Source organism: Lysobacter sp. OAE881 (genome assembly GCF_040546665.1).
Classification (GTDB): Bacteria; Pseudomonadota; Gammaproteobacteria; order Xanthomonadales; family Xanthomonadaceae; genus Lysobacter_J; species Lysobacter_J soli.
On the sequence record NZ_JBEPOG010000001.1, the window covers coordinates 3,746,718 to 3,767,429 of the forward strand.

General features: G+C 67.5%; 15 protein-coding genes and 1 pseudogene. 2 read left to right on the forward strand and 14 right to left on the reverse strand.

The genetic code is table 11. The features are described 5' to 3' along the window. Positions 1-18 precede the first annotated feature (18 nt). The 4 genes and pseudogenes from ABIE51_RS17170 to ABIE51_RS17185 form a co-directional block, all read right to left on the reverse strand. Positions 19-570 (reverse strand): pilus assembly protein PilP, encoded by a 552-nt coding sequence (locus ABIE51_RS17170; RefSeq protein ID WP_192631583.1) that lies wholly within the window; start codon positions 568-570, stop codon positions 19-21. 1 nt (position 571) lies between these two features. After that, complete coding sequence (locus tag ABIE51_RS17175) at positions 572-1,243, reverse strand: type IV pilus inner membrane component PilO (RefSeq protein ID WP_192631584.1); 672 nt, start codon at positions 1,241-1,243, stop codon at positions 572-574. Next, positions 1,240-2,026 (reverse strand): annotated as a pseudogene (locus ABIE51_RS17180) (PilN domain-containing protein). The gene ABIE51_RS17175 and the pseudogene ABIE51_RS17180 overlap by 4 nt, the downstream one beginning before the upstream one ends. After that, positions 2,026-3,084, reverse strand: a complete 1,059-nt coding sequence (locus ABIE51_RS17185) for a pilus assembly protein PilM (RefSeq protein WP_115844053.1) — start codon at positions 3,082-3,084, stop codon at positions 2,026-2,028. The pseudogene ABIE51_RS17180 and the gene ABIE51_RS17185 overlap by 1 nt, the downstream one beginning before the upstream one ends. 279 nt (positions 3,085-3,363) lie before the next feature. On the opposite strand from ABIE51_RS17185, the gene ABIE51_RS17190 reads away from it, so the two are divergent. Continuing rightward, positions 3,364-5,856: a penicillin-binding protein 1A gene (locus ABIE51_RS17190; RefSeq protein ID WP_115844055.1), complete on the forward strand. Its 2,493-nt coding sequence runs from the start codon at positions 3,364-3,366 to the stop codon at positions 5,854-5,856. A gap of 222 nt (positions 5,857-6,078) precedes the next feature. Then, complete coding sequence (locus ABIE51_RS17195; protein ID WP_192631586.1) at positions 6,079-6,732, forward strand: hypothetical protein; 654 nt, start codon at positions 6,079-6,081, stop codon at positions 6,730-6,732. A 647-nt stretch (positions 6,733-7,379) separates the two neighbouring features. Here ABIE51_RS17195 and ABIE51_RS17200 read toward each other — a convergent pair. The 10 genes from ABIE51_RS17200 to ABIE51_RS17245 form a co-directional block, all read right to left on the reverse strand. Further along, positions 7,380-8,684: a citrate synthase gene (locus ABIE51_RS17200; RefSeq protein WP_192631588.1), complete on the reverse strand. Its 1,305-nt coding sequence runs from the start codon at positions 8,682-8,684 to the stop codon at positions 7,380-7,382. 558 nt (positions 8,685-9,242) lie between these two features. Next, positions 9,243-9,488 (reverse strand): type B 50S ribosomal protein L31, encoded by a 246-nt coding sequence (locus ABIE51_RS17205; protein ID WP_115844063.1) that lies wholly within the window; start codon positions 9,486-9,488, stop codon positions 9,243-9,245. Between the two features lie 82 nt (positions 9,489-9,570). Beyond that, positions 9,571-10,503 carry a nucleoside hydrolase gene (locus ABIE51_RS17210; protein WP_192631589.1) on the reverse strand — a complete coding sequence of 311 codons (933 nt, stop codon included), beginning with the start codon at positions 10,501-10,503 and terminating at the stop codon, positions 9,571-9,573. 36 nt (positions 10,504-10,539) lie between these two features. Continuing rightward, complete coding sequence (locus ABIE51_RS17215; RefSeq protein ID WP_192631590.1) at positions 10,540-11,265, reverse strand: copper homeostasis protein CutC; 726 nt, start codon at positions 11,263-11,265, stop codon at positions 10,540-10,542. Continuing rightward, complete coding sequence (locus tag ABIE51_RS17220) at positions 11,262-12,269, reverse strand: glycosylasparaginase (protein ID WP_192631591.1); 1,008 nt, start codon at positions 12,267-12,269, stop codon at positions 11,262-11,264. The genes ABIE51_RS17215 and ABIE51_RS17220 overlap by 4 nt, the downstream gene beginning before the upstream one ends. Positions 12,270-12,314: 45 nt before the next feature. Then, positions 12,315-13,334, reverse strand: a complete 1,020-nt coding sequence (locus ABIE51_RS17225; RefSeq protein ID WP_354504599.1) for a glucokinase — start codon at positions 13,332-13,334, stop codon at positions 12,315-12,317. 104 nt (positions 13,335-13,438) lie between these two features. Beyond that, positions 13,439-15,556 carry an ATP-dependent DNA helicase RecG gene (recG, locus tag ABIE51_RS17230; protein WP_192631592.1) on the reverse strand — a complete coding sequence of 706 codons (2,118 nt, stop codon included), beginning with the start codon at positions 15,554-15,556 and terminating at the stop codon, positions 13,439-13,441. 119 nt (positions 15,557-15,675) lie between these two features. After that, positions 15,676-18,090, reverse strand: a complete 2,415-nt coding sequence (locus ABIE51_RS17235) for a TonB-dependent receptor (RefSeq protein ID WP_192631593.1) — start codon at positions 18,088-18,090, stop codon at positions 15,676-15,678. A gap of 97 nt (positions 18,091-18,187) precedes the next feature. Next, positions 18,188-19,336, reverse strand: a complete 1,149-nt coding sequence (locus ABIE51_RS17240) for an SO2930 family diheme c-type cytochrome (protein WP_192631594.1) — start codon at positions 19,334-19,336, stop codon at positions 18,188-18,190. Next, positions 19,333-20,586, reverse strand: coding sequence for a parallel beta-helix domain-containing protein (locus ABIE51_RS17245; RefSeq protein ID WP_192631595.1), 1,254 nt, complete (start codon positions 20,584-20,586; stop codon positions 19,333-19,335). Before ABIE51_RS17245 ends, ABIE51_RS17240 begins: the two co-directional genes overlap by 4 nt. Between the last annotated feature and the right edge of the window lie 126 nt (positions 20,587-20,712).

Below are 20,712 nucleotides of genomic sequence, written 5' to 3' on the forward strand. Positions count from 1 at the left end.
CGTGCATTCCCCCAAGAATCATTGATCTTCAAGCGCGACCGTGGCCGGACGCTCCAACCATCCACCCGCGCCATCCGGCACCAGTTCCACCAGCTCGATGCGGTCTTCGAACACGCCGGTCACGCGACCGTCGCTTTGCCCCATGTAGTTCCCCGGCGTCACGCGGTAGGTCACCTTGTCCGGTGCCATCACCAGCGCGATCACGCCGTTCCCCTTGCCGAGCGTGCCAACCATGTCGAGGCTGTCGAGCGGGAACTGTTCCAGCGTCTGCTTGCGACGGCCAGCGTCCGGACGCGGACCGTTGCCGCCGCCTTCGTCGGTGAAGGCCGTGCTGAACGGATCGCGCAACGCGTAGGCGTTGTATTCGAACGTCTCGAATTGCTGCATCACCGGCAGCGGATCCAGCGGCGGGGCCGGACGCGCCTTCACTTCCGCGATCCACTTTTCCAGGTTCGGCGCTTCGCCGGGCGTGCTCGTGATGCCGCGCGAGCACGCGGCCAGGCCGAGCACCAGGGCGATGGCAGTCAGGGCACGCAGCGGTGCGGCGCGGTCAATCAGGTGTGCGCGCATCTCAGGTCCCCTCCTTCGTGCCGCCAGCTGCACCCGCAGCGGCTTCCTGCTTCTGGACTTCCTCTTCGTCCAGGTAGCGGTAGGTCTTCACGGTGCCGGCCAGTTCCAGCGGACTGTTGGGCGTGATCACGCCTTCCTTGCCGCGCGGCTTCAGCGAGATGTCGTGCATGGTCATGATGACTACGCGCGGCAGCGAGGCGACGCCACTGACGAAACCGCCGAACTGGTGGTAGCTACCCACCATGCGCAGCATGATCGGCTTCTCGGCGTAGAACTCCTTCGGTTCCTCGGCGCCCGGCTGGAACAACTCGTTCGTGATGCCGGTGGCCAGCGCGGTTTGCGAGATGTCGACGATCAGGTCGGGCATCTCGGTCTTGCTGGGCAGCTGGCGCAGCATCTGCTGGAGCTGCTGCTCCATCTGCGCGAGCTGCTGCTTCAGCGGCTCCAGGTTGGCGGCCTTGCCCTGCTCGGTTTCGAACTCGCCGCGCAGGCTCACTTCCTGCGCTTCCAGACGTTCCAGCTCGGAGCGCTTGTCGCTGACGAACAGGTACCAGGCCAAGCCGACGATCACCACGACGATCACGCCGCAAAGACCGATCTTCGCCTGCTGCGGCCAGCCGCCGATGTTGTTGAAGTCCAGCTCGTTGAGCTTGATGGGTTTCTTCTTGCTCATGACGCCGCTCCCTGGGCCGGCGTGGCATTCGGCGCCGAGGGCGCAGTGGCAGGCGTTGCGGCCGGAGCAGCAGGCGCGGCGGCAGGCTGCGCGGCGGAACCGGCCGGGACAGCCGGAGTCGTGGCTGCCGGCGGGGTAGCGGCCGGAGCCGCGCCCGCGGTGGCGGCGGCATCGCCCGACTGGGCGATCTGCGCGGCGGGCGCATCCGGCACGCCGTCGCCGTCCTCATCCTTCGGCGCGTTCGGGTTGGCGAGCTTGACCTGCAGCTTGAACTCGTACGGCAGACCCTTGTCGCCCCCCTTGGCCTCGATGATCGACAGGTCCGGATTGGTCATCCAGCCCGAGCCCTCGAGGTTGCGCATGTAGGTACTGACGCGGGCGTTGGACTGCGCGCGACCTTCCAGCGTGAGCGTCTCGCTGTCCTGCTTGATCGAGGTCAGCACCGCACCGTCGGGGATCGTGCGCACCAGCGAATCGAACAGGTGCACCATCTGCGAGCGGTTGGCCTGCAGCTTCTCGATCACTTCCTTGCGTGCGAGCAGCTTGGCCTTCTTCTCTTCGAGGACCTTGATTTTCCTCGTTCTTCTTCTTGACGTCGTCGATCTGGCTCTGGACGAACGCGTTGCGCTCGTTCTGGCCGTCGATCTGGCCGTTGTAGTAGCTGACGATCACGAACGACAGGAGCAGCGCGCCGATGGCCGCCGCGCCGAGCATCAGCCCGGTTTCCTTCTGCCGCTGCTTGCGGCGCTCTTCGCGCCACGGGAGGAGGTTGATGCGTGCCATCAGTCGAAGCTCCTCAGGGCCAGGCCGCAGGCGATCATCAGGGCCGGGGCGTCCTGCGCCAGCGCATGCGCCTGCACGCGCGGGCCGAGCGTCATGTGCGCCAGCGGGTTGGCGATGGTGGTCGGCACGCCGAGCTGTTCCTCGACCATCTCGGCGATGCCGGCGATGGACGCGCAGCCGCCGGCCAGGACGATCTGGTCGACGCGGTTGAATTCGCTGCCCGCGTAGAAGAACTGCAGCAGGCGGCTGATCTGCTGGACCATCGCCTCCTTGAAGGGCTCCAGCACTTCGGCTTCGTAGCTCTCCGGAAGACCACCCTGGCGCTTGGCCAGGCCGGCTTCCTCGTAGCTCAGGCCGTAACGGCGCATCACTTCATCTGTGAGCTGCTTGCCACCGAAGACCTGCTCGCGCGCATACAGGCTGCGGCCATTGCGCAGGACATTGAGCGTGGTCATCGTCGCGCCGGAATCGACCAGTGCGATGAGGCCGTCGCGCGGACCGCCGAGCTGGTCGGCGACCAGCGCGAAGGCGTTCTCGAGCGCGAAGGCCTCCACGTCCATCACCTTCGGGGTGAGGCCGCCGATCTCCAGCGCCGAGGCGCGCACTTCGACGTTCTCCGAACGCGACGCCGCAAGCAGCACCTGCAGCATGTCCGGGCTGCCGGGCATCGGGCCCAGCACTTCGAAATCGTGGTTGACCTCTTCGATCGGATACGGGACGTAGTTCACCGCCTCCAGCTCGACCTGCGACTCGAGGTCGTCCTCATCCAGGTCGCCCGGCATCGGGATGACCTTGGTGATGACCGACGAACCCGCGACCGCGGCGGCAGCGTGCTTGGCACGAGTGCCCGAACGCGCGACGGCGCGACGGATCGCCTCGCCGACGGCCTCGACCTCGACGATGCTCTTCTCGACGACGGCGTTGGGCGGCAGCGGCTCGACCGCGTAATGCTCGACGCGATAGCGGTTGCCGGCCTTGGAGAGCTGCAACAGCTTTACGGCAGTCGAACTGATATCCACGCCGACGACCGCCGGCTGGCTTTTTGTGACGATCCCCACGATATTTTCCCCTTGCCACAGGCGCTTACGTGCGCCTTGTGTGACCCTGCTTTAAATAACCAAGTTTGCACAGGCTGGCAACCTTTTCCTTCCGAATTGCCTTACTGCGTCACTTTCCAACCCCTCGCGGCGCCCTCCGGCCGGGTCGACCCACCCCTGGGTCCCCGCCCGCCCAGCCTTGCGGCCCGGGCGTTTGGCCGGTGTGCTTGCGCTCAAAAAACCCCCTTCCCTGCTCCTCTATACTCCACGCCCACTACACCCGCAATCGGAATCTGCTTGATGCCCCGTATACGTCGCCTGCTGCGCTGGGCGCTGTTCGCGCTGGCCGGCCTGGCCCTGCTCGGCGCCATCGCGCTGGGCACCCTGTACTACCTCGTGGCCCCCAAGCTGCCCGACGTGGAAACCCTGCGCGCGGTCGAGATGCAGGAGCCGATGTACGTCTACGCGAAGGACGGACGCCTGATGGCGCTGTTCGGCGAGACGCGCCGCTACCCGGTGTCGATCCAGGATGTCCCGGAGCGCCAGAAGCAGGCCTTCCTCGCCATCGAGGACGCGCGCTTCTACAAGCACCACGGCGTCGACTTCAAGGGCGTCGCGCGCGCGGTGTGGCTCATCGCCACGACCGATGCGAAGCGCGTGCCGGGCGGTTCGACCATCACCCAGCAGGTCGCGCGCCAGTTCTTCCTCAGCAACGAGTACAGCTACACGCGCAAGCTCGCAGAGATGCTCACGGCGATGCGCATGGAGCGCGAGCTGAGCAAGGACGAGATATTCGAGCTGTACTTGAACAAGAGCTTCTTCGGCAATCGCGCCTACGGCGTCGCGGCCGCAGCGGAGTTCTATTACGGCAAGAAGCTCAATGAGCTTTCGCTCGACGAGATGGCCTCGCTCGCGGGCATTCCGAAGTTTCCGTCCAGCGGCAATCCGCTGACCAATCCCGAGCGCGCGAAGGTGCGCCGCGACTACATCCTCGATCGCATGGTCGAGCTGAAGTTCGTGAGCGCAGCCGAAGCCGCGCAGGCGAAGGCCGTGCCGATGCATGCCACGCCGCACGAGCGCCCCGTCGAGGTGTACGCGCCCTACGTGGCCGAGATGGTCCGCCAGGAGATGGTCGCCCGCTTCGGCAACGAGGCGCTGACCAAGGGTTACCACGTCACCACGACCATCGACCCGGTGCTGCAGGCATCGGCCGACAAGGCCGTGCGCGATGGCCTGCACGTCTACGACCGCCGCCACGGCTGGCACGGCGTGGAGCAGCATTTCGACCTCGCACCGAACGAGGACGTCGCCGCGGTTCGTGCGCGCCTTCGCAACATCGCCCCGCAGGCGGCGCTGATGCCCGCCATCGTCACCGGCGTGAGCGGCAGCCAGGTGCAGCTGGTGCTCGGCGACGGCACGCAGATCGAACTCGGCAATGGCCAGGGCTTCGGCGATCGCGCGCCGGCCAGCCTGGTCAAGCGTGGCGATCTCGTGCGCGTGAGCCGCATCGAATCCACCGCCGAGGTGAAGCCGGGCGAGGTACCGCCGCCGGCACGTTGGCGTCTCGACCAGGTGCCGCAGGCGCAGGCTGCGCTGGTATCGCTGGAACCGGCCAACGGTGCGTTGCGCGCGCTCTCCGGCGGTTACAGCTTCGCCGGCGCGAAGTTCAACCGCGCCACGCAGGCGCGCCGCCAGCCGGGTTCGAGTTTCAAGCCGTTCGTCTACGCGGCCTCGTTCGAGCGTGGCTTCAATCCGGCGTCCGTCGTGCTCGACGCGCCGGTGGTCTTCAAGGATCGCCGCGGCCACATCTGGCGTCCGCAGAACGACAGCGGCAACTTCGCCGGGCCGATGCGCCTGCGCGAGGCGATGGTGCAGTCGCGCAACCTGGTCTCGGTTCGCCTGCTCGACGCCATCGGCGTGGACTACGCGCGCAAGTACATCAGCCACTTCGGTTTCGACGAAGCCGAACTGCCGCCGAACCTGTCGATGTCGCTGGGCACCGCGTCGCTGACGCCGCTGTCGGTGGCGCGCGGCTTCGCGGTGTTCGCCAACGGCGGCTTCCGCATCACGCCGTGGTTCATCGATGAAGTGAAGGATCGCGAAGGCGCGGTGGTGTTCAAGGAAAAGCCCGCGGTCGCCTGCCCGGAATGCGGCGTGCCCGGCACCGTCGGCCGCGCGGTGCAGAACACCACGGTCGTCGATGGTTTCAACCTCGGCCCCGCCGGTTCCGCCGCGCCCGCCGCGACGCCCGAAGCGCCGAAGGACGAGCCGAAGAAGCCTGTCATCGACACCAGCAACATGGTGCTCGCGCCGCGCGCGATCGATGGCCGCATTGCCTACCAGATCGTTTCGATGCTGCGCGACGTGGTCAAGCGCGGCACGGGCACGCCGGCGAAGGTGCTCGAACGCGACGACGTCGGCGGCAAGACCGGCTCGACCAACGACCACCGCGACGCGTGGTTCTCCGGCGTGGGCGGCCCGTACGTCACCACCGTCTGGGTGGGCCGCGACAACTACAAGTCGCTCGGCTATCGCGAGTACGGCGGCAAGGCCGCGCTGCCGATCTGGATCGACTACATGCGCGTGGCGCTGAAGGACCAGCCGCTGGCGTTGAACGATCCGCCGGAAGGCATGGTCAAGGTGTCGGTCGCGGGCAACGGCGCGCTGATCCCGGGCGGCGAAGGCGGCATCATCGAATGGGTGAAGGCCGAAGACCTCGACCGCATGCAGAGCTACGTCGACTACGGTCCGCAGGAAACCGCGCCGACGGAAGAAGCGTTCGACATCTTCTGATCGCCGCCATCGATACGCATGAGAACGCCGGGCATGTCCCGGCGTTTTCTTTTTGGGCGTCGCGTCACGGATGGGCTGCGTTCATCCTCGGGCGAGCGCGTCCACGAAACCGACACGCCAGCGAAGGTAACGTGCGTGCGCCAGGAAACATGCTAGCTTCGCCCTGCCGGCGCTGTCGGCCGCGGCGAATTCCGCCACGTCGTGCCAGCCGCGGAGGTCCTCATGCCCCACGCTCGACAGCACGCCCACCAGCACGCGCTCACCCGCACACGCGAACGCCGGCATCGCCTCGCCCACGAAGCCGCGCGGCTGATGGCCGAAGGCGGCATTCGCGACTACCACCAGGCCAAGCTCAAGGCCGCCGAACGACTCGGCATCTTCGACGACGCTTCGCTGCCGCGGAACCGCGAGATCGAAGACGCATTGCGCGAATACCAGCGCCTGTTCCAGCGCGAGAACGTGCCCGCGTTGCGCCAGCGTCGCGAAGCCGCGCTGCGCGCGATGGAGTTCTTCCAGGCGTTCCAGCCGCGGCTGGTCGGATCGGTGCTCGACGGCACGGCCGATACGCGCAGCCCGGTCGCGCTTCATCTGTTCAGCGACGACCCCGATGCGCCGCCGCGTTTCCTGGAGCAGCACGGCATTCCGGCCGAATCGCGCAGCCGTCGCGTGCGACTGGATCGCGAACGCATCGCCGACGTACCGGTGTGGGTGTTCAGTGCCGAAGAAATTGCGTTCGACCTGACCGTATTGCCGCTCGACGGCCTGCGCCAAGCGCCGCTGTCGAACCTGGACGAGAAGCCGATGAAGCGCGCCAGCGCGGCGCAGCTTCGCCAGATGCTGGCCGAGGAAGAGATCGAGGGTTACACGGGAGCCTGACGGAACCGGAACGCCCGGCGCTCAGCGCGGCACGTTCGCCAGACCCGTCCTGCGTGGCCGCGCGCCCGCATCGCGCGCGCCGACACACGTTGAGTTCGATCACGACGAACGCCACCAGCCACAGCAACGCGTCCCACGTGTCGAGCCACGCCGCCTGCGGGTTTTCGTCGCCGAAACCCATCACCGCCCAAGTGAGCAGGAAGCCGACCAGTGCGACATACAGCACGGCGGCGAGCGCGCGACGCATGCGATGCAGTCGCACGGCCCCGGGCGGCAGGCGCACTTCGAGTTCGAGCAGCGCGACCACGCCGAGCCACGTCATCTCGTTGAAGAAATCCAGCCACACGCGTTCGAGCGCGTAGCCCACCACGGCAATCACCACGGCGACGCTAGCCAGCAGGCGCACGCCATGCAGCACTGTAATCCAGCGTGCGCGCAGCGGCCAGCCGCCGGTCTCCCACTCGAACAGCATCAGCAGGACCAGCCACGCCGCGGTGTCGATCAGCTCCGTGAGCCGACCGTACAACGAGTACAGGACGACGTCGCCCGCGAGCAGCGCGTAGATCGACCACTTGAATACGACGAAGCCGCGGCGTGGCCGCGGCTTCGAAGGGTCGGCAGTGACGCGAGCCACCGGCGCGATGGACTCAGCGCTTGGCCAGGTCGGTGTAATCGCGCTGCGGCGAGCCGATGTAGATCTGGCGCGGACGGCCGATCTTGTTTTCCGGATCGTTCTGCTGCTCCAGCCAGTGCGAGACCCAGCCGGCGGTACGCGCGATGGCGAACATCACGGTGAACATTTCCACCGGGATGCCGAGCGCCTTGTAGATGATGCCGGAGTAGAAATCGACGTTCGGGTAGAGCTTGCGCTGCACGAAGTACTCGTCCTTCAGCGCGGCCTCTTCCAGCTTCATCGCCACTTCGAGCAGCGGATCGTTGATGCCGAGCTCGCCGAGCACCTTGTGCGTCATCTCGCGGATGATCTTGGCGCGCGGGTCGAAGTTCTTGTAGACGCGGTGTCCGAAGCCCATCAGGCGGAAACCCGATTCCTTGTCCTTCGCCTTGGCGACGGCGGAACCGACGTTCTCTGGACGGCCGATCTCTTCCAGCATCTTCAGCACGGCTTCGTTCGCACCGCCATGCGCCGGGCCCCACAGCGCGGCGACGCCGGCGGCGACGCACGCATACGGGTTGGCACCGGTGGAACCGACAAGGCGCACGGTCGAGGTCGACGCGTTCTGCTCGTGGTCGGCGTGCAGGATGAAGAGCAGGTCCAGCGCCTTGGCGGCGACCGGGTTGAGCTCAAGCGGCTCGCTCGGCACTTCCTTCATCATGTGCAGGAAGCGCGTGGTGTATTCGAGGTTGTTCTTCGGATAGCGCATCGGCCAGCCGATCGAATAACGGTGGCAGGCGGCGGCGATCGTCGGCACCTTCGCGATCAGGCGGATCGCGGCCAGGCGGCGCTGTTCCGGATCTTCCAGGTCGAGATCGTTGTGGTAGAAGCTCGCCATCGAGCCGAGCATGCCGACCAGCATCGCCATCGGATGCGCGTCGTGGCGGAAGCCGTAGAGGAACGTGCGGAAGGCCTCATGCATCATCGTGTGATGCGTGACCTCGTGTTCGAACGAATCGAACTCGCCCTTGCTCGGCAGTTCGCCGTTCATCAGCAGGTACGCGACTTCGAGGAAGCTCGACTTCTCGGCGAGCTGCTCGATCGGGTAGCCGCGATACAGCAGCACGCCGGCATCGCCGTCGATGTAGGTAACGGCAGACTTGCAGCTGGCGGTAGCCGTGAAGCCGTTATCGTAGGTGAAGGCGCCGGTTTCCTTGGGCAGCTTCGCGATGTCGATGCACGGCTGGCCGAGGACGGGATGATGGACCGGCAGGGTCACGGTCTTGTCGCGGGCGGTCAGGGAGACCTGATCGAAGCCGGATTTGTTGGAATCGGACACGAAACACTCCTCAAGTCTGCATGCCGCCGGGAAACACGGCACGGAGCGGGGGACGGGGGGTCACGGCACAGATCGGCGCCGCGATCCGTGAATTATCGCACAACGCCCTTCGAGCGCTGACTCGGACTTTGGTGGCAGGCCACGCTCGGGCGCATCCCGCCGGGTTCCCGTCCGTTACGAGGGAATGGGCGCAGGAAGCGGCCAGATGGCGAAAAAGCGCGCGACCCTTGACGGTGTGGAAGCGGGGCACGAGCGGCCATTGATGCCCGACCACCGGCGTCCTGGCCACCTTCCCTACGATGCGCTGGCAATCGCAGCGCCCGGGAATTTGGACGGTCGCCCGGCCCGACGCCCTCAGACGAATTGCGGCGGGGCCGGCCTCGCAAATCCGACGCCGCATTTCGTACGCACACGAAAAAACCGACGGCCACCTCTCGGCAGCCGTCGGCTGATTTCTGCGCGAAGCTTCGTCGCAATCCGGGACGCCGCGGGCAACCGCGAGGCCGGCGAGTCGTCGTGCGAAGTCCCGTGGGTCGCGCTCGAAAGCGCGGACGCAGATTACTTCTGCGCGTAACGCTTGCGGAACTTGTCGACGCGACCGCTGGTGTCGACGATCTTGTGCTTGCCCGTGTAGAACGGATGCGAAGCCGAGCTGATATCGACCTTGATCAGCGGGTACTCGTTACCGTCTTCCCACTTGATCGTCTCCTTGCTGCCAAGGGTCGAACGCGTCAGGAACTGGTAATCGGTGGTGACGTCCTGGAAAACGACGTCGCGGTAGTCGGGATGGATGCCGGCCTTCATGGCACTCACCAATTCATTCGGGGAAAGCGCGGCAGTATAGCGGCCGCCGCTACCCTTGCGCAAGTCGCTCCGGAGGCGGATTTCAACCCGCCGCCAGCGCCGCCCGGATCAGCCCCTCGAACCGGGCCTGGTCGTAGCGCATGAGGATCCGGAAGCGGTCCGGCAGGCCGTTCTGGCGGTTCCAGTCGACCACGGTCATGCCGCGCGCGTGGCCGTGGCCCAGCTCGACCACGACCGGGCGATCGACCAGCTCCGTCGCGCCGCCCGGCTCCAGCGCGTACGCCATCGCCAGCGCGTCGGCCGAATGCCAGTAGTCGCCGCGGCGGTCGGCGGACCATTCGCGCGTCTTCTTCGAAATGCGTTCGTAAAAACGCGCACGCGGCGAGTCGGCGGCGAGCCACTCGACCACGTGGTCGTGCAGCAGGCCGTGCGCGATGGTGCCTTCCCAGTCCGCCAGGTCGATCTGCGGGAACGCTTCGAAGACGATGTGCGCCGCCTCCGGGTCGAAGTACACGTTGAACTCCGCCGCCGGCGTGATGTTGCCGTGGCCGGTCACCGCGCCGCCCATCACCACGATGCGGGCGACGCGGTCGGGCAGCGTCGGATCGAGCTTGAGGGCGAGCGCGACGTTGGTCAGCGGACCGAGCGCGACCAGCAGCAGCTTGCCGGCGTGTTCGTGCGAGAGCCGCAGGATGGCCTGCGCGGCGTGCTCGCGTTCCGCGGCGCGCTGCGCGGGCTCGTAGCCCACGTCGCCGAAGCCGTCCTGGCCATGCACGTAACCCGCATCCGGTGCGGGATGCAGCAGCGGGCCCGGGCAGCCGGCGAACACCGGTGCCTCGATGCCCGCGACTTCGCAGAGCTTCAGCGCGTTGGCGACGGTGTGCTTCAGGCCGACGTTGCCGGCGGCGATGGTGAGGCCGACGACCTCATGACGCGGGTCGTTGAACGCCATCAGCAGGGCCAGCGCGTCGTCCACGCCGGGGTCGGTATCGATCAGGAGAGGGATCTTGTTCATCGGCCGATTATCACCGCGACGCGTGTCGAGCGCTTTTCACGATTCCAGCGCTTGTCGCAGCGCGCGCACGGCCGCTGCGCCCGTCTGCCACCGCTGCGCTTCCAGTCCAGGAAGCCGGCGCGGTAGCGCCAGGGTTGATTCGACCAGCGTTTTCGCCGAGGCATGCACCTCGCGAACGCCAGTGCGCTGCACGAGATCGCGCACGTTTTCCGGCGTGACACCGGCGCCGGCCATAACGCCCATGCGCCCGGCAGCGCGTTGCACGAGCGAGGCGATGACGTCAGCGCCCTCCATCGCGGTGGGATGTGCGCCCGACGTCAGCACGCGCTCGCAACCCAGCGCGATCGCCGCCTCCAGTGCAGCCTGCGGATCGCGTGCGACGTCGATTGCGCGATGGAACGTCACGCCGAGCGGGCGCGCAGCGTCGACGAGATCACGACACAGTGCGACATCGACGTCGCCATTCCCATCGAGCGCGCCGATCACCACGCCGTCGCAGCCAAGGCGCACGCACAGCTCGATGTCGCGCAGCATCGTGTCGCGTTCGAGCGCGTCGAAACGGAAGTCGCCGGCGCGCGGACGGATCAGCACGTACAGCGGGATGCGCAGCCGTTCGCGCGCCATCGCCAGCGTGCCGTATGACGGCGTGCAGCCGCCTTCGCCGAGGTTTTCGCAAAGTTCGACGCGATCGGCGCCGCCTTCCTGCGCGGCCAGTGCCGAGGCCAGCGAATTGGCGGCGATTTCCAGCGTTACCGGACTCACTTCTGCTCGGTCCGGTACACCGACGCCGCGTCAAACAGGCGATCGTGCGGGCCGGGCGATGCGTCCTGCACGGCGTAGACGAAGCCGCGATGCAACGCGAACGCGCCGACGTCGCCGTCCTTGTTCATCGCGAGGAAACACACCTGCAACGTCTTGCTGGCTTCCGGACGCTTGCGCACGACGCGGTCGATCGCTTCGCGGCACGCGTCCGCCGGCGAACGCCCCTGCCGCATCAGTTCGACGACGAGGAAGCTGGCGGCGTTGCGGATCATCTCCTCGCCGACGCCCGAGGCGGTCGCGGCACCGACTTCGTTGTCGACATACAGACCGGCGCCAACGATCGGACTGTCGCCGACGCGGCCGTGCAGTTTCCACGCCATGCCGCTCGTCGTGCACGCGCCGGCAAGGCGCCCCTGCGCGTCGCGCGCGAGGATGCCGAGCGTGTCGTGGTTGGTCTTGTCGCCGGGGCGCACCTGGCGCTCGGCGTTGATCTGCGGCGCGTACTTCGACGTCTTCAGCCACTCGCGCCATGCCTCGCGCGCCTGATCGGTGAGCAGCGGCGTTTTCTCGAAGCCCTGCGCGATGGCGAACTGCTGCGCGCCCGGGCCGACGAGCATGACGTGCGGCGTCTTCTCCATCACCGCACGCGCGACGGAGACCGGATGCGCGATGTCCTCCAGCGCTGCGACCGCGCCGCAACGACCGTCGCCGTCCATGATGCTGGCGTCGAGCGTCAGCACGCCGTCGCGGTCGGGGTTGCCGCAGCGGCCGACGGTCGGATTGCACAGGTCGGCCTCGGCCCAGCGCGCGCCGGTTTCCACCGCATCGAGCGCGCTGCCGCCGCGCGCAAGCACCGGCCATGCAGCCGCGTTCGCGCCGACACCGAAGTCCCACGTGGACACCACGCGCGCACCGCTCGTCGCGGGTGCGCTTTCGGCGCGCGAGAGAACGGCGGCGCCGGCCGCGAGCATCGTGGCCTTCAGGAACTGTCGGCGATCGGCCATCAGGGTTTCCCGGAAAGTTGGATCGGGCCGAGCCGGCCGATCGGATCAGAAGCCGGAATGTCGCTCGTAATACCAGGCGGCCGCGCCAACGAGGCCCAGCTGACCATGGTCGACGAGCCACACCGGCACGCGCGCGAGCACTTCGCCCAGCACGCCCTTGTTGCGGAAGCGCTCGGCGAAGTCGCTTTCGAGCAGGAACGGGCGGATCTGCGCGGGAATGCCGCCGGCGAGGTAGACCGCGTCCGCGCCGAACGTCACCGCGAGATCGCCCGCGAGACTGCCCAGCAGGCTGCAGAACAGCTGCAGCGACTCGCGCGCCTGCGCGTCGGCGCCGGCCTGTGCGGCCGTCGCGATGGCCTCGGGCGTGTCGAGCTTCGGCGTCACGCCGTCGAGTTCGCACAGCGCGGTGTAGGCGTTCACCAGGCCCGGGCCGGACAGGACGCGTTCGTTGTCCACGTGCGGCCAGCGCTGGAGCAGGCGCGTGAGCAGCGCGATCTCGCGCGGCGTACCGACGGCGAGCGACGCGTGCCCGGCTTCGCTCGCCAGCACGCGCAGCGGCACGCCCTGCTGGAGCGTGCGCGGCAGGCACAGCGACGCACCGAAGCCGGTGCCCGGACCGAGCACGAGCGCGGGGCCGTCGCCGGCCTGGACCGGGCCGCAGACGCGGGTCATCGCGGCCACGTCGATGTAGGGCATCGCGCAGGCCACGGCCTCGAAATCGTTCAGCAGCGCGAAGTAGGCGATGCCGGCCTCGCGGCGTGTGCGCTCCAGCGAGACCGGCCACTGCAGGTTGGCGTTGATCAGCGTGTCGCCTTCAAGCCTGCCGGCGATGGCGACCACGACGTGCGTGCGCTCGGCGCCCTGCGTTTTCGCGAAGTCGTCGACGATCGCGGCGAGCGAGGGGAATTCGGCGCAGACGTAGCGGTGGTAGGCAAGCACGTCGACCTTGCCGCCGGGTCGCACGTGGACCAGCCCCAGCCGCGCATGGGTGCCGCCGACGTCGGCGGCGATGAACGGCTGCGAGCCGTGCCGTCCGACGGGATGTTCGGTTGGAGCGGGGATCACGATCGGCGGGTTCGAAGGCTACGACGGGCGTTCATGATGCCCGTTTCGGGCCGCGGGCTGCAGGTTCGGCCTTCACGCACGGGTTTCGGCGGGCGGAGGGCGACTCACGCGGAGGCGAAGCGGACGGCGCCACCGACCCAGCGCGCGACGATCCGCTCGGCCAGTTCCGGCGATTCGCGCAGCAGCTTCTCGCCCATCTCGTGTACCTGCGGGAGCAGGTCGGCGTCGCGGGCGAGATCGGCCACGCGGAACTGCGCCAGGCCGGTCTGGCGGGTGCCGAGCAGTTCGCCGGGCCCGCGCAGTTCCAGGTCCTTCTCGGCGATGACGAAGCCGTCGTTAGTCTCGCGCATCGTTTCAAGGCGCTGGCGCGCCATCTGCGACAGCGGCGCCTGGTAGAGCAGCACGCAGCTGGACGCCGCGCTGCCCCGCCCCACGCGCCCGCGCAGCTGGTGAAGCTGCGCGAGACCCAGGCGCTCGGCGTTCTCGATGATCATCAGCGACGCGTTGGGCACGTCGACGCCGACTTCGATGACCGTCGTCGCCACGAGCAGGCCGATCTCGCCGTCCTTGAACGCGCGCATCGTGGCTTGCTTCTCGGTGGCCTTCATGCGGCCGTGGACCAGGCCCACGCGCACTTCCGGCAGACGCTTGCACAGATCCTCGTAGGTCGACTGCGCGGCCTGCGCCACCACCTCGTCGCTGTCGTCGATCAGCGTGCACACCCAGTACGCCTGCCGCCCTTCGGCGCAGGCCTTGCGGATACGCTCGACGAGTTCCGGCCGGCGCTCGGCGCTGAGTGCGACCGTCTGCACCGGCGTGCGCCCGGGCGGGAGTTCGTCGATGGCCGAAACGTCGAGGTCGGCGTACGCGGCCATCGCGAGCGTGCGCGGGATAGGTGTCGCGGTCATGACGAGCTGGTGCGGGACGATCGCATCGCCATTGCCGCTGCCGCCGCCGCCCTTGTCGCGCAGCGCCAGGCGCTGGTGCACGCCGAAGCGGTGCTGTTCGTCGACGATCGCCAGCGCCAGGTCGTTGAAGGCGACGCCTTCCTGCATCAGCGCATGCGTGCCGACGACCACCTGCGCCTCGCCCGAAGCGACCTCTTCCAGGACCTTCGCGCGCGCCTTGCCGGTGACCTTGCCGGCGAGCCACGCGACGCGAATGCCGAGCGGTTCGAGCCAGCCGCGCAGGTTGTTGAGGTGCTGCTCGGCGAGCAGTTCCGTCGGCGCCATCAACGCGGCCTGCCGGCCGGCTTCCACCGCGCACATCGCGGCGAGTGCGGCGACGACCGTCTTGCCGCTGCCGACATCGCCCTGCACCAGGCGCAGCATCGGGTGCGGCTGCGCGAGGTCCTGGCGGATCTGTTCGAACACGCGCTGCTGCGCGCCGGTGAGCGCGAACGGCAGCCGCTTGCGCAACGTGTCGGCCAGCGTGATCCGGTCCAGCACCGGCGCGGCGTGTGCCTGCTGCGCGATGCGCTGGCGGCGCAGGCTCAGGTGGTGCGCGAGCAGTTCCTCGATCGCGAGCCGGCGCTGCGCCGGGTGACGCCCCGCGAGCAGCGCGGCGACGTCGGCATCCTGCGGCGGCCTATGAACCGTCAGCAGCGCTTCGCGCAGCGACGGCAGGTTCGAACCGTCGCGCAGCTCGCGCGGAAGGAGTTCCAGCGCGTCCTCGTCGGGCAGGCGATCGAGCGCCTGGCCGATCAGGCGCCGCAGCGACACCGGCCCGAGGCCTTCGATCGCCGGATACACCGGATCCAGGCTGGTGCCCAGCGCGTCGTCGCCGGCCTCGTCGATCATCCGGTAACTCGGATGGACGATCTCCAGCCCGTGCTGGCCCGGTCGCGGCGTGCCGTAGCAGCGCACCCGCGCGCCGACCTGGAACTGCGCCACCTGCGCGGCACGGAAATGGAAGAAGCGCAGCACCAGCGTGCCGTGGGAATCGTCGCCGAGGGCCACGCGCAGCATCGGGCGATAACGGAATCCGCGTTCGACCGCTTCCACGCGTCCTTCCACCTGCACCGCCACGCCCGGCTGCAACAGGCGGATCGGCGTCAGCGCGGTGCGGTCCTCGTACTGGCGCGGCAGTTGCAGCCAGAGGTCCTGCAGCGTGGCGAGCCCGCGTGCGGCGAGCTTCTCGGCCACGCGCGGCCCGACGCCCTTCAAGGCGCTGATCGGCTGCTGTTGAAGATCGACGGACGCCCCGCCCTTGCGAATCGGCATCGGGAAAGGATGCCGCGAAAGGCGCGTCGGTAGAAAGAGGGAAAGTGGGCGGCGCGGTGTCGGAAGCCCCTCACCCCGACCCCTCTCCCGCGTGCGGGAGAGGGTGTTGCCTGGTGCGATCAGAAGTTCGCCGTCAGCTCCACGCCGTAGGTGCGCGGCTGGGTCATGCGCGCGCCGACGGTGCCCAGCACGGTCATGCCGTAGGTGCCGAACGAGTTCACGTACTGGTTGTCGAGCAGGTTGTTGCCGTAGACCGCAACGCCCCAGTGCCCGGTGGCCGACGTCCAGCCGATGCGTGCGTCGAGGATTTCCTGCGCCTCGCCCGCCTCGGCCTGGCCGAAGCGGCCGCAACCCAGTACCGACACGGATTCATCATTCGTGCGGCACTTGCCGACGTAGGAGTAACGCGCCGAGGCACGCACGTCGCCGGCATCAGCCAGACGCCACACGTAGTTCGCGCCGGCGGCGAAGGACCATTCCGGCGCGCCGGTCGGCTGGCCGCCGAGGTCCAGGCCCTGCGGGTTCACGTACGTCTTGAAGGTGGAATCCAGGTACTCGGCGTTGAAGTCGAAGCCGAGTCCGTCGGTGGCCTGCCAGCGCAGGTCGAAGTCGACGCCGTACGCCTCCTGGTCGGACGTGTTCACCAGGAAACGCGGGATGTCGGTCGTCATGTCCAGCGTGACGGCCTGGCGGTTGTCGTAGACGTAGTAGAACGCCGACACGTTGTAGGCGAGGCGATAGTCCGGCAGCGCGTGCTTGATGCCCGTCTCGAAGTTCCAGACGTCCTCGTTCTCGAACTCGCTGCCGATCTGCAGTGCGTTGAAGCCGCCGGCCTTGTAGCCCTTCGCGAGCGAGGCGAAGCCCATCAGGTTGTCGTTGAAGTGGTAATCGACGACGAAGCGCGGGCTCCAGTCGTCCCACGACTTCTTGGCGCGATTGAGCACGCCCTTGTTCGCCACCGCCGGCGGATCGATGAAGGCGATGTCGAACACGAGCATTTCCAGCGGAATGCCGGCCGCATCGAGGAAACCGATGCGGTCGAGCAGCGCCAGCTGCGCGTCGAGTTCCGGCGCGCTGCGCAGGTCGTTGAACCAGGTGAAGTCCTTCTCGTCGCGCGTGTAGCGCAGGCCGACGGTGAGGTTGGTCTTGTCGTTGACATGCCAGATCACGTCGCCGAACGCAGCGTATGCCTTCGTGTCGAGCGAGTTCACGAACTTCTCGTTCCACGGCAGGCCGGTCAGATCCACCGGAATCCCGAACATGTTCGCGGCCATCGTCAGCGGACCGTACAGGCCGCCCGGCGCGAGGCCGAGATTGTTGGCGATGGTGTCCACCGAATCGGTCAGCGCGTTGACTTCGCTGGTCTGGTCGGCGTCTTCCTGGAAGTAGCTCAGGCCCGCGACCCAGTCGATGCGGTCGGTCGAACCGTTGAACTTGAACTCCTGGTAGAAGTTCGTGTTGCTCTCGGTGTTCGTCGAATCGACGTAGAGGTAGCTCAGGTTCGTGCCGTCTTCCTCGACGCGGTTGAGCGAATCGTAGTCGTGCCACGCGCTCGTAGAGGTCAGGCTGAAGCCGCCGAAGTTGTGGTCGACGATCAGGGTCACGCCGTCGAACGTGCGCGTTTCCGCGTCCGGTGCGTCGGTCCTGTACGGCTGGCGTTCCGGATCCAGGAACGAATCCGGATCCGCCGGCGCCGTCGGCAACGCGGGCAGCGCCGGGATCGGCACGACGCTGGTCGTTGCCTGGCCGCGCTGGTCGAGGCTTTCGTGGTCCCACGAAATCCATGCACGCGTGTTGTCGCCGAAGCGCGTCTGGAACGCGGCGCGTGTGGCCCAGTTGTCTTCCGGCGCGAGGTCCTCGCCGGTGTCCGCGTCGCGTATCCAGCCATCGCTGTGGTTGAAGATGCCGTTGAAGCGGAAGGCCGACGTATCGCTCACGGCGATGTTCGCCATGCCTTCGAAGTAGGTCTTGTTGTCGTTGCCCAGGCGCAGCTTGCCGCGCGCGTGGTTGCCGTCGGTGTCGGGACGGTGCGTGATGATCGAGATCGCACCGGCCGCGGTGTTGCGTCCGAACAGCGTGCCCTGCGGGCCCTTCAGCACTTCGATGCGCTGCACGTCGGTGAACGGCAGCAGCACGCCGCCGCCGCGTCCGGCGTACACGCCATCGACGTACACGCCGACGGCCGGATCGGTGCCGATGCCGAAGTCGTCGGTCTCTATGCCGCGCAGCTGGAAGCTCGGCTGCGTCGGCTGGAGGCTGTTGACGCGCAATCCGGGCACGAAGCTGTCGATGTCGCCGAGGTCTTCGGCGGCGACGTCATCGATCAGCTGTTCGGTGACGACCTGCAACGCAATCGGCACGTCGAGCAGTTCCTGCTCGCGGCTCTGCGCGGTGACGGTGATCGTGTCCAGCTGCGTGGCGTCGGCCGTGGTGGACGCGGCTTGCGCGAATGCCAGCGGCGAGGCCGCGACGGCGAAACATCCAAAGAGCGCGCGGCCAAGACCGACCGCGAGCCTGCTCTTGCGTGGCGACATCGGAACTCCCCTCCCAATGGCTTTCTAGTTTTGTAGCGGCTCACTTCATTGCTGCAGTGCCGCGTCGCGCGCCCCTGTTCCGCACGACGAAGGCACCTTACCTCATCGCGACGTGCGCGCCATCGCCGGTGCAATTGCCCAGCCAGGCGGCGATCCAGTCGCGCACCACGGCCACGCCTTCCTCGTGCACGGTGGCGCGCCCGACCTCCGGCATCATCGCGCCAGGATCCAGGCTGCTCATGCGGTAGATCAGGATCGACTCGTCCGGTTTGCCGGGCACGATGTCGAACAGGTGGTCGCCCGTGCCCTGCCCCGCGGCGACCGGCGGCTTGCACAGGCCCAGACGGCGCGCCTCGTCGGTACCGGCGTCGAGCCACAGGCCCGAGGTGTCGGCCGGGCCGACCTGGCTATGGCAATGGCCGCAGTTCACGTCGAGATACGCACGCGCGCGGCTTTCGATCGACGCGCTCGCATCGTCGAAACGCGCGTTGTGCGGAACGCCCGTCGCCGGCAGGCCTTCGAGCCGTCCCAGCGACACCATGCGCGCGAGCTGGTTCTGGCCTTCGTGCCAGGGATCGTCGCGATTGAGGTGCCGCGCCTTCGGTCCGATCGGATGCAGTTCGCGCGTGGTGTTGTTGGTCGAATGACAGCCGGCGCACTGGTTCTCGTCGGGCACCATGTAGGCGAACGAGGTCTTCGCGCTGCCGTCGGGCTTGTGCATCGTCAGCGGCACGACGTCGCCGGCGCGCGCGAGCGTCGCTTCGGTCTGTTCTTCGTTCCACACGTACGGCAGCGCGACCCAGCCCGTCTCGCGACGCACGAGCAGTCGCGTTTCGATCAGGCGCACTTTCGACAAATCGAGCCCGTTCGCGGATTCGCCCTTCTGTTCGGCCACGCGCAGCACCGCGCCGTCCTGTCCGCGCGGGTAGTAGAACGTCTTGCTGATGATGGTGCCGACCGGGAAGTCGAACGCGTCGTTCGCGCTGTACTTCGCCTTCTTGCCTTCCGGCATCCAGATCGTGCGCAGCTTGTGCGCGTAATCGCTGAAGAGCGCGCTGTTCAGCGCATACGGTTCGACGCCGTGGTTGAGCTTCAACTGCTTTCCGTCGGACGACAGCACATGCCATTCGCCCAGCGTCTGTGGCTGCCCCTGCGGGTGGAACAGCACCGGCGCTTCGCTACGCTGGCAACCGCCGAGGAACATCGCGGCCGCCAGCAGGGCCGCGTGGATCACGAACTGCTTCATGCCGACGGTGCTGCCTTCGCGGTCGTCGCCGCGGCCTTGGCAGGAAGCGTCACCACCGGCAGCGGCGGCAGCGTGCAGCGCACCTTGTCGGTGACCACGCTCGGGTTCTTGTACTTGTTCGGACCGTCGGCGTTGAGCGTCTGCGCCTGTCCGTTATCGATGCAGACCTCCGCGCCGCCGGGGCGCTGCGCGTTGACGTAACCGTCCCACAGCACGTCGGGCAGACGGCCGTTGAGGCCGAACATCGCCACCTTCAACGCCTTCAGGTCGAAACCGTCGGGCTTGTCGCCGCCGCCCTTGAAGCGGTTGCCGTGGATCGCGATCTCTTCCGGGTACGGATCGAAGCTCTTCGCCACGCCCTTGTCGGTCATGTAGCCGGTGGAGAAATAGCTCGACACGATGACGTTCGCCGTCTGGTTGTCGGCGATGTCGTTGTCGAAGATCTCGACCTTGTCGTTGGAATTGATGACCACGCCCGAGCCGGCCGGCACGCTCGCAACCGCCGCGCCCTTCGCGGCGAAGTTGTCGGTGTTGTTCTCGAAGACCTTGTTGTTGTAGACGCGCGTCGTGTGTCCCGGCTGCGGCAGGTTCGGCATGTTGAAGACGAGGATGCCACCGGTGTTCTGCGTCGCGATGTTCTCGTAGACGTCGGCGCCGATGGTGTTCTCGATCTCGATGCCGGCGACGTTGCGCTCGGCGCGGTTGCGGCGCACGACGACGTTCTTCGACTGGCCGACGTAGATGCCCGCGTCCGACGCGCCGATCGCGACCGAATCCTCGATGAGCACGTTGGTGGTCTGCACCGGATAGATGCCGTACGCGCCGTTGGTCGTCTTCGGCCCGCCCGTCCATTCCACGCGCACGCCGCGGATGGTGATGTTGTCGCCTTCGTTGATCTTCAGGCCGTCGCCCTTGCTGTCCTCGATGGCGAGGTTCTCCAGCGTGAAATCGCCGGCGTTGACCAGCAGCCCTTCGGCGCCGGCCTTCTGGTCCTTGAAGCTCAGGATGGTCTTGTCCATGCCCTGGCCGCGGATCGTCACGCCGTTCACGCGCAGCGTCAGGCTGCGGTCGAACGCGTGGCGGCCGGCGGGAATGTCGATGACGTCGCCGGGCTTGGCGTCGAGCAGGCGCTCGATCAGCACCTTCTGGAAGTCCGGGCTGGCCGCGGGCGCGGCCGGCTGTTGCTGCTGGCAGGCGGCCAGTGCCGCCAGTCCCGTAGTGACCGCCACGCCGAGCACGATGCGCTTCATCCGACTTCCACTCCTGAGTGCGCGGCGCCGGCCGCGACCTGTCCTGCGACGGACTGCCCGTCGCGAATGTCCCCGCCGAAAACAGGCCACGCCGACCCTGCGGCGTGGCCCCTCCCCGGCCCCTTC

Bases quoted from the DNA above. Each gene is read 5' to 3' on its own strand.
- recG (WP_192631592.1), bottom strand. From the start codon at position 15,556: ATGCCGATTCGCAAGGGCGGGGCGTCCGTCGATCTTCAACAGCAGCCG.
- ABIE51_RS17220 (WP_192631591.1), bottom strand. From the start codon at position 12,269: ATGGCCGATCGCCGACAGTTCCTGAAGGCCACGATGCTCGCGGCCGGC.
- ABIE51_RS17190 (WP_115844055.1), top strand. From the start codon at position 3,364: ATGCCCCGTATACGTCGCCTGCTGCGCTGGGCGCTGTTCGCGCTGGCC.
- ABIE51_RS17210 (WP_192631589.1), bottom strand. From the start codon at position 10,503: ATGAACAAGATCCCTCTCCTGATCGATACCGACCCCGGCGTGGACGAC.
- ABIE51_RS17205 (WP_115844063.1), bottom strand. From the start codon at position 9,488: ATGAAGGCCGGCATCCATCCCGACTACCGCGACGTCGTTTTCCAGGAC.
- ABIE51_RS17195 (WP_192631586.1), top strand. From the start codon at position 6,079: ATGCCCCACGCTCGACAGCACGCCCACCAGCACGCGCTCACCCGCACA.
- ABIE51_RS17245 (WP_192631595.1), bottom strand. From the start codon at position 20,586: ATGAAGCGCATCGTGCTCGGCGTGGCGGTCACTACGGGACTGGCGGCA.
- ABIE51_RS17170 (WP_192631583.1), bottom strand. From the start codon at position 570: ATGCGCGCACACCTGATTGACCGCGCCGCACCGCTGCGTGCCCTGACT.
- ABIE51_RS17235 (WP_192631593.1), bottom strand. From the start codon at position 18,090: ATGTCGCCACGCAAGAGCAGGCTCGCGGTCGGTCTTGGCCGCGCGCTC.
- ABIE51_RS17240 (WP_192631594.1), bottom strand. From the start codon at position 19,336: ATGAAGCAGTTCGTGATCCACGCGGCCCTGCTGGCGGCCGCGATGTTC.
- ABIE51_RS17175 (WP_192631584.1), bottom strand. From the start codon at position 1,243: ATGAGCAAGAAGAAACCCATCAAGCTCAACGAGCTGGACTTCAACAAC.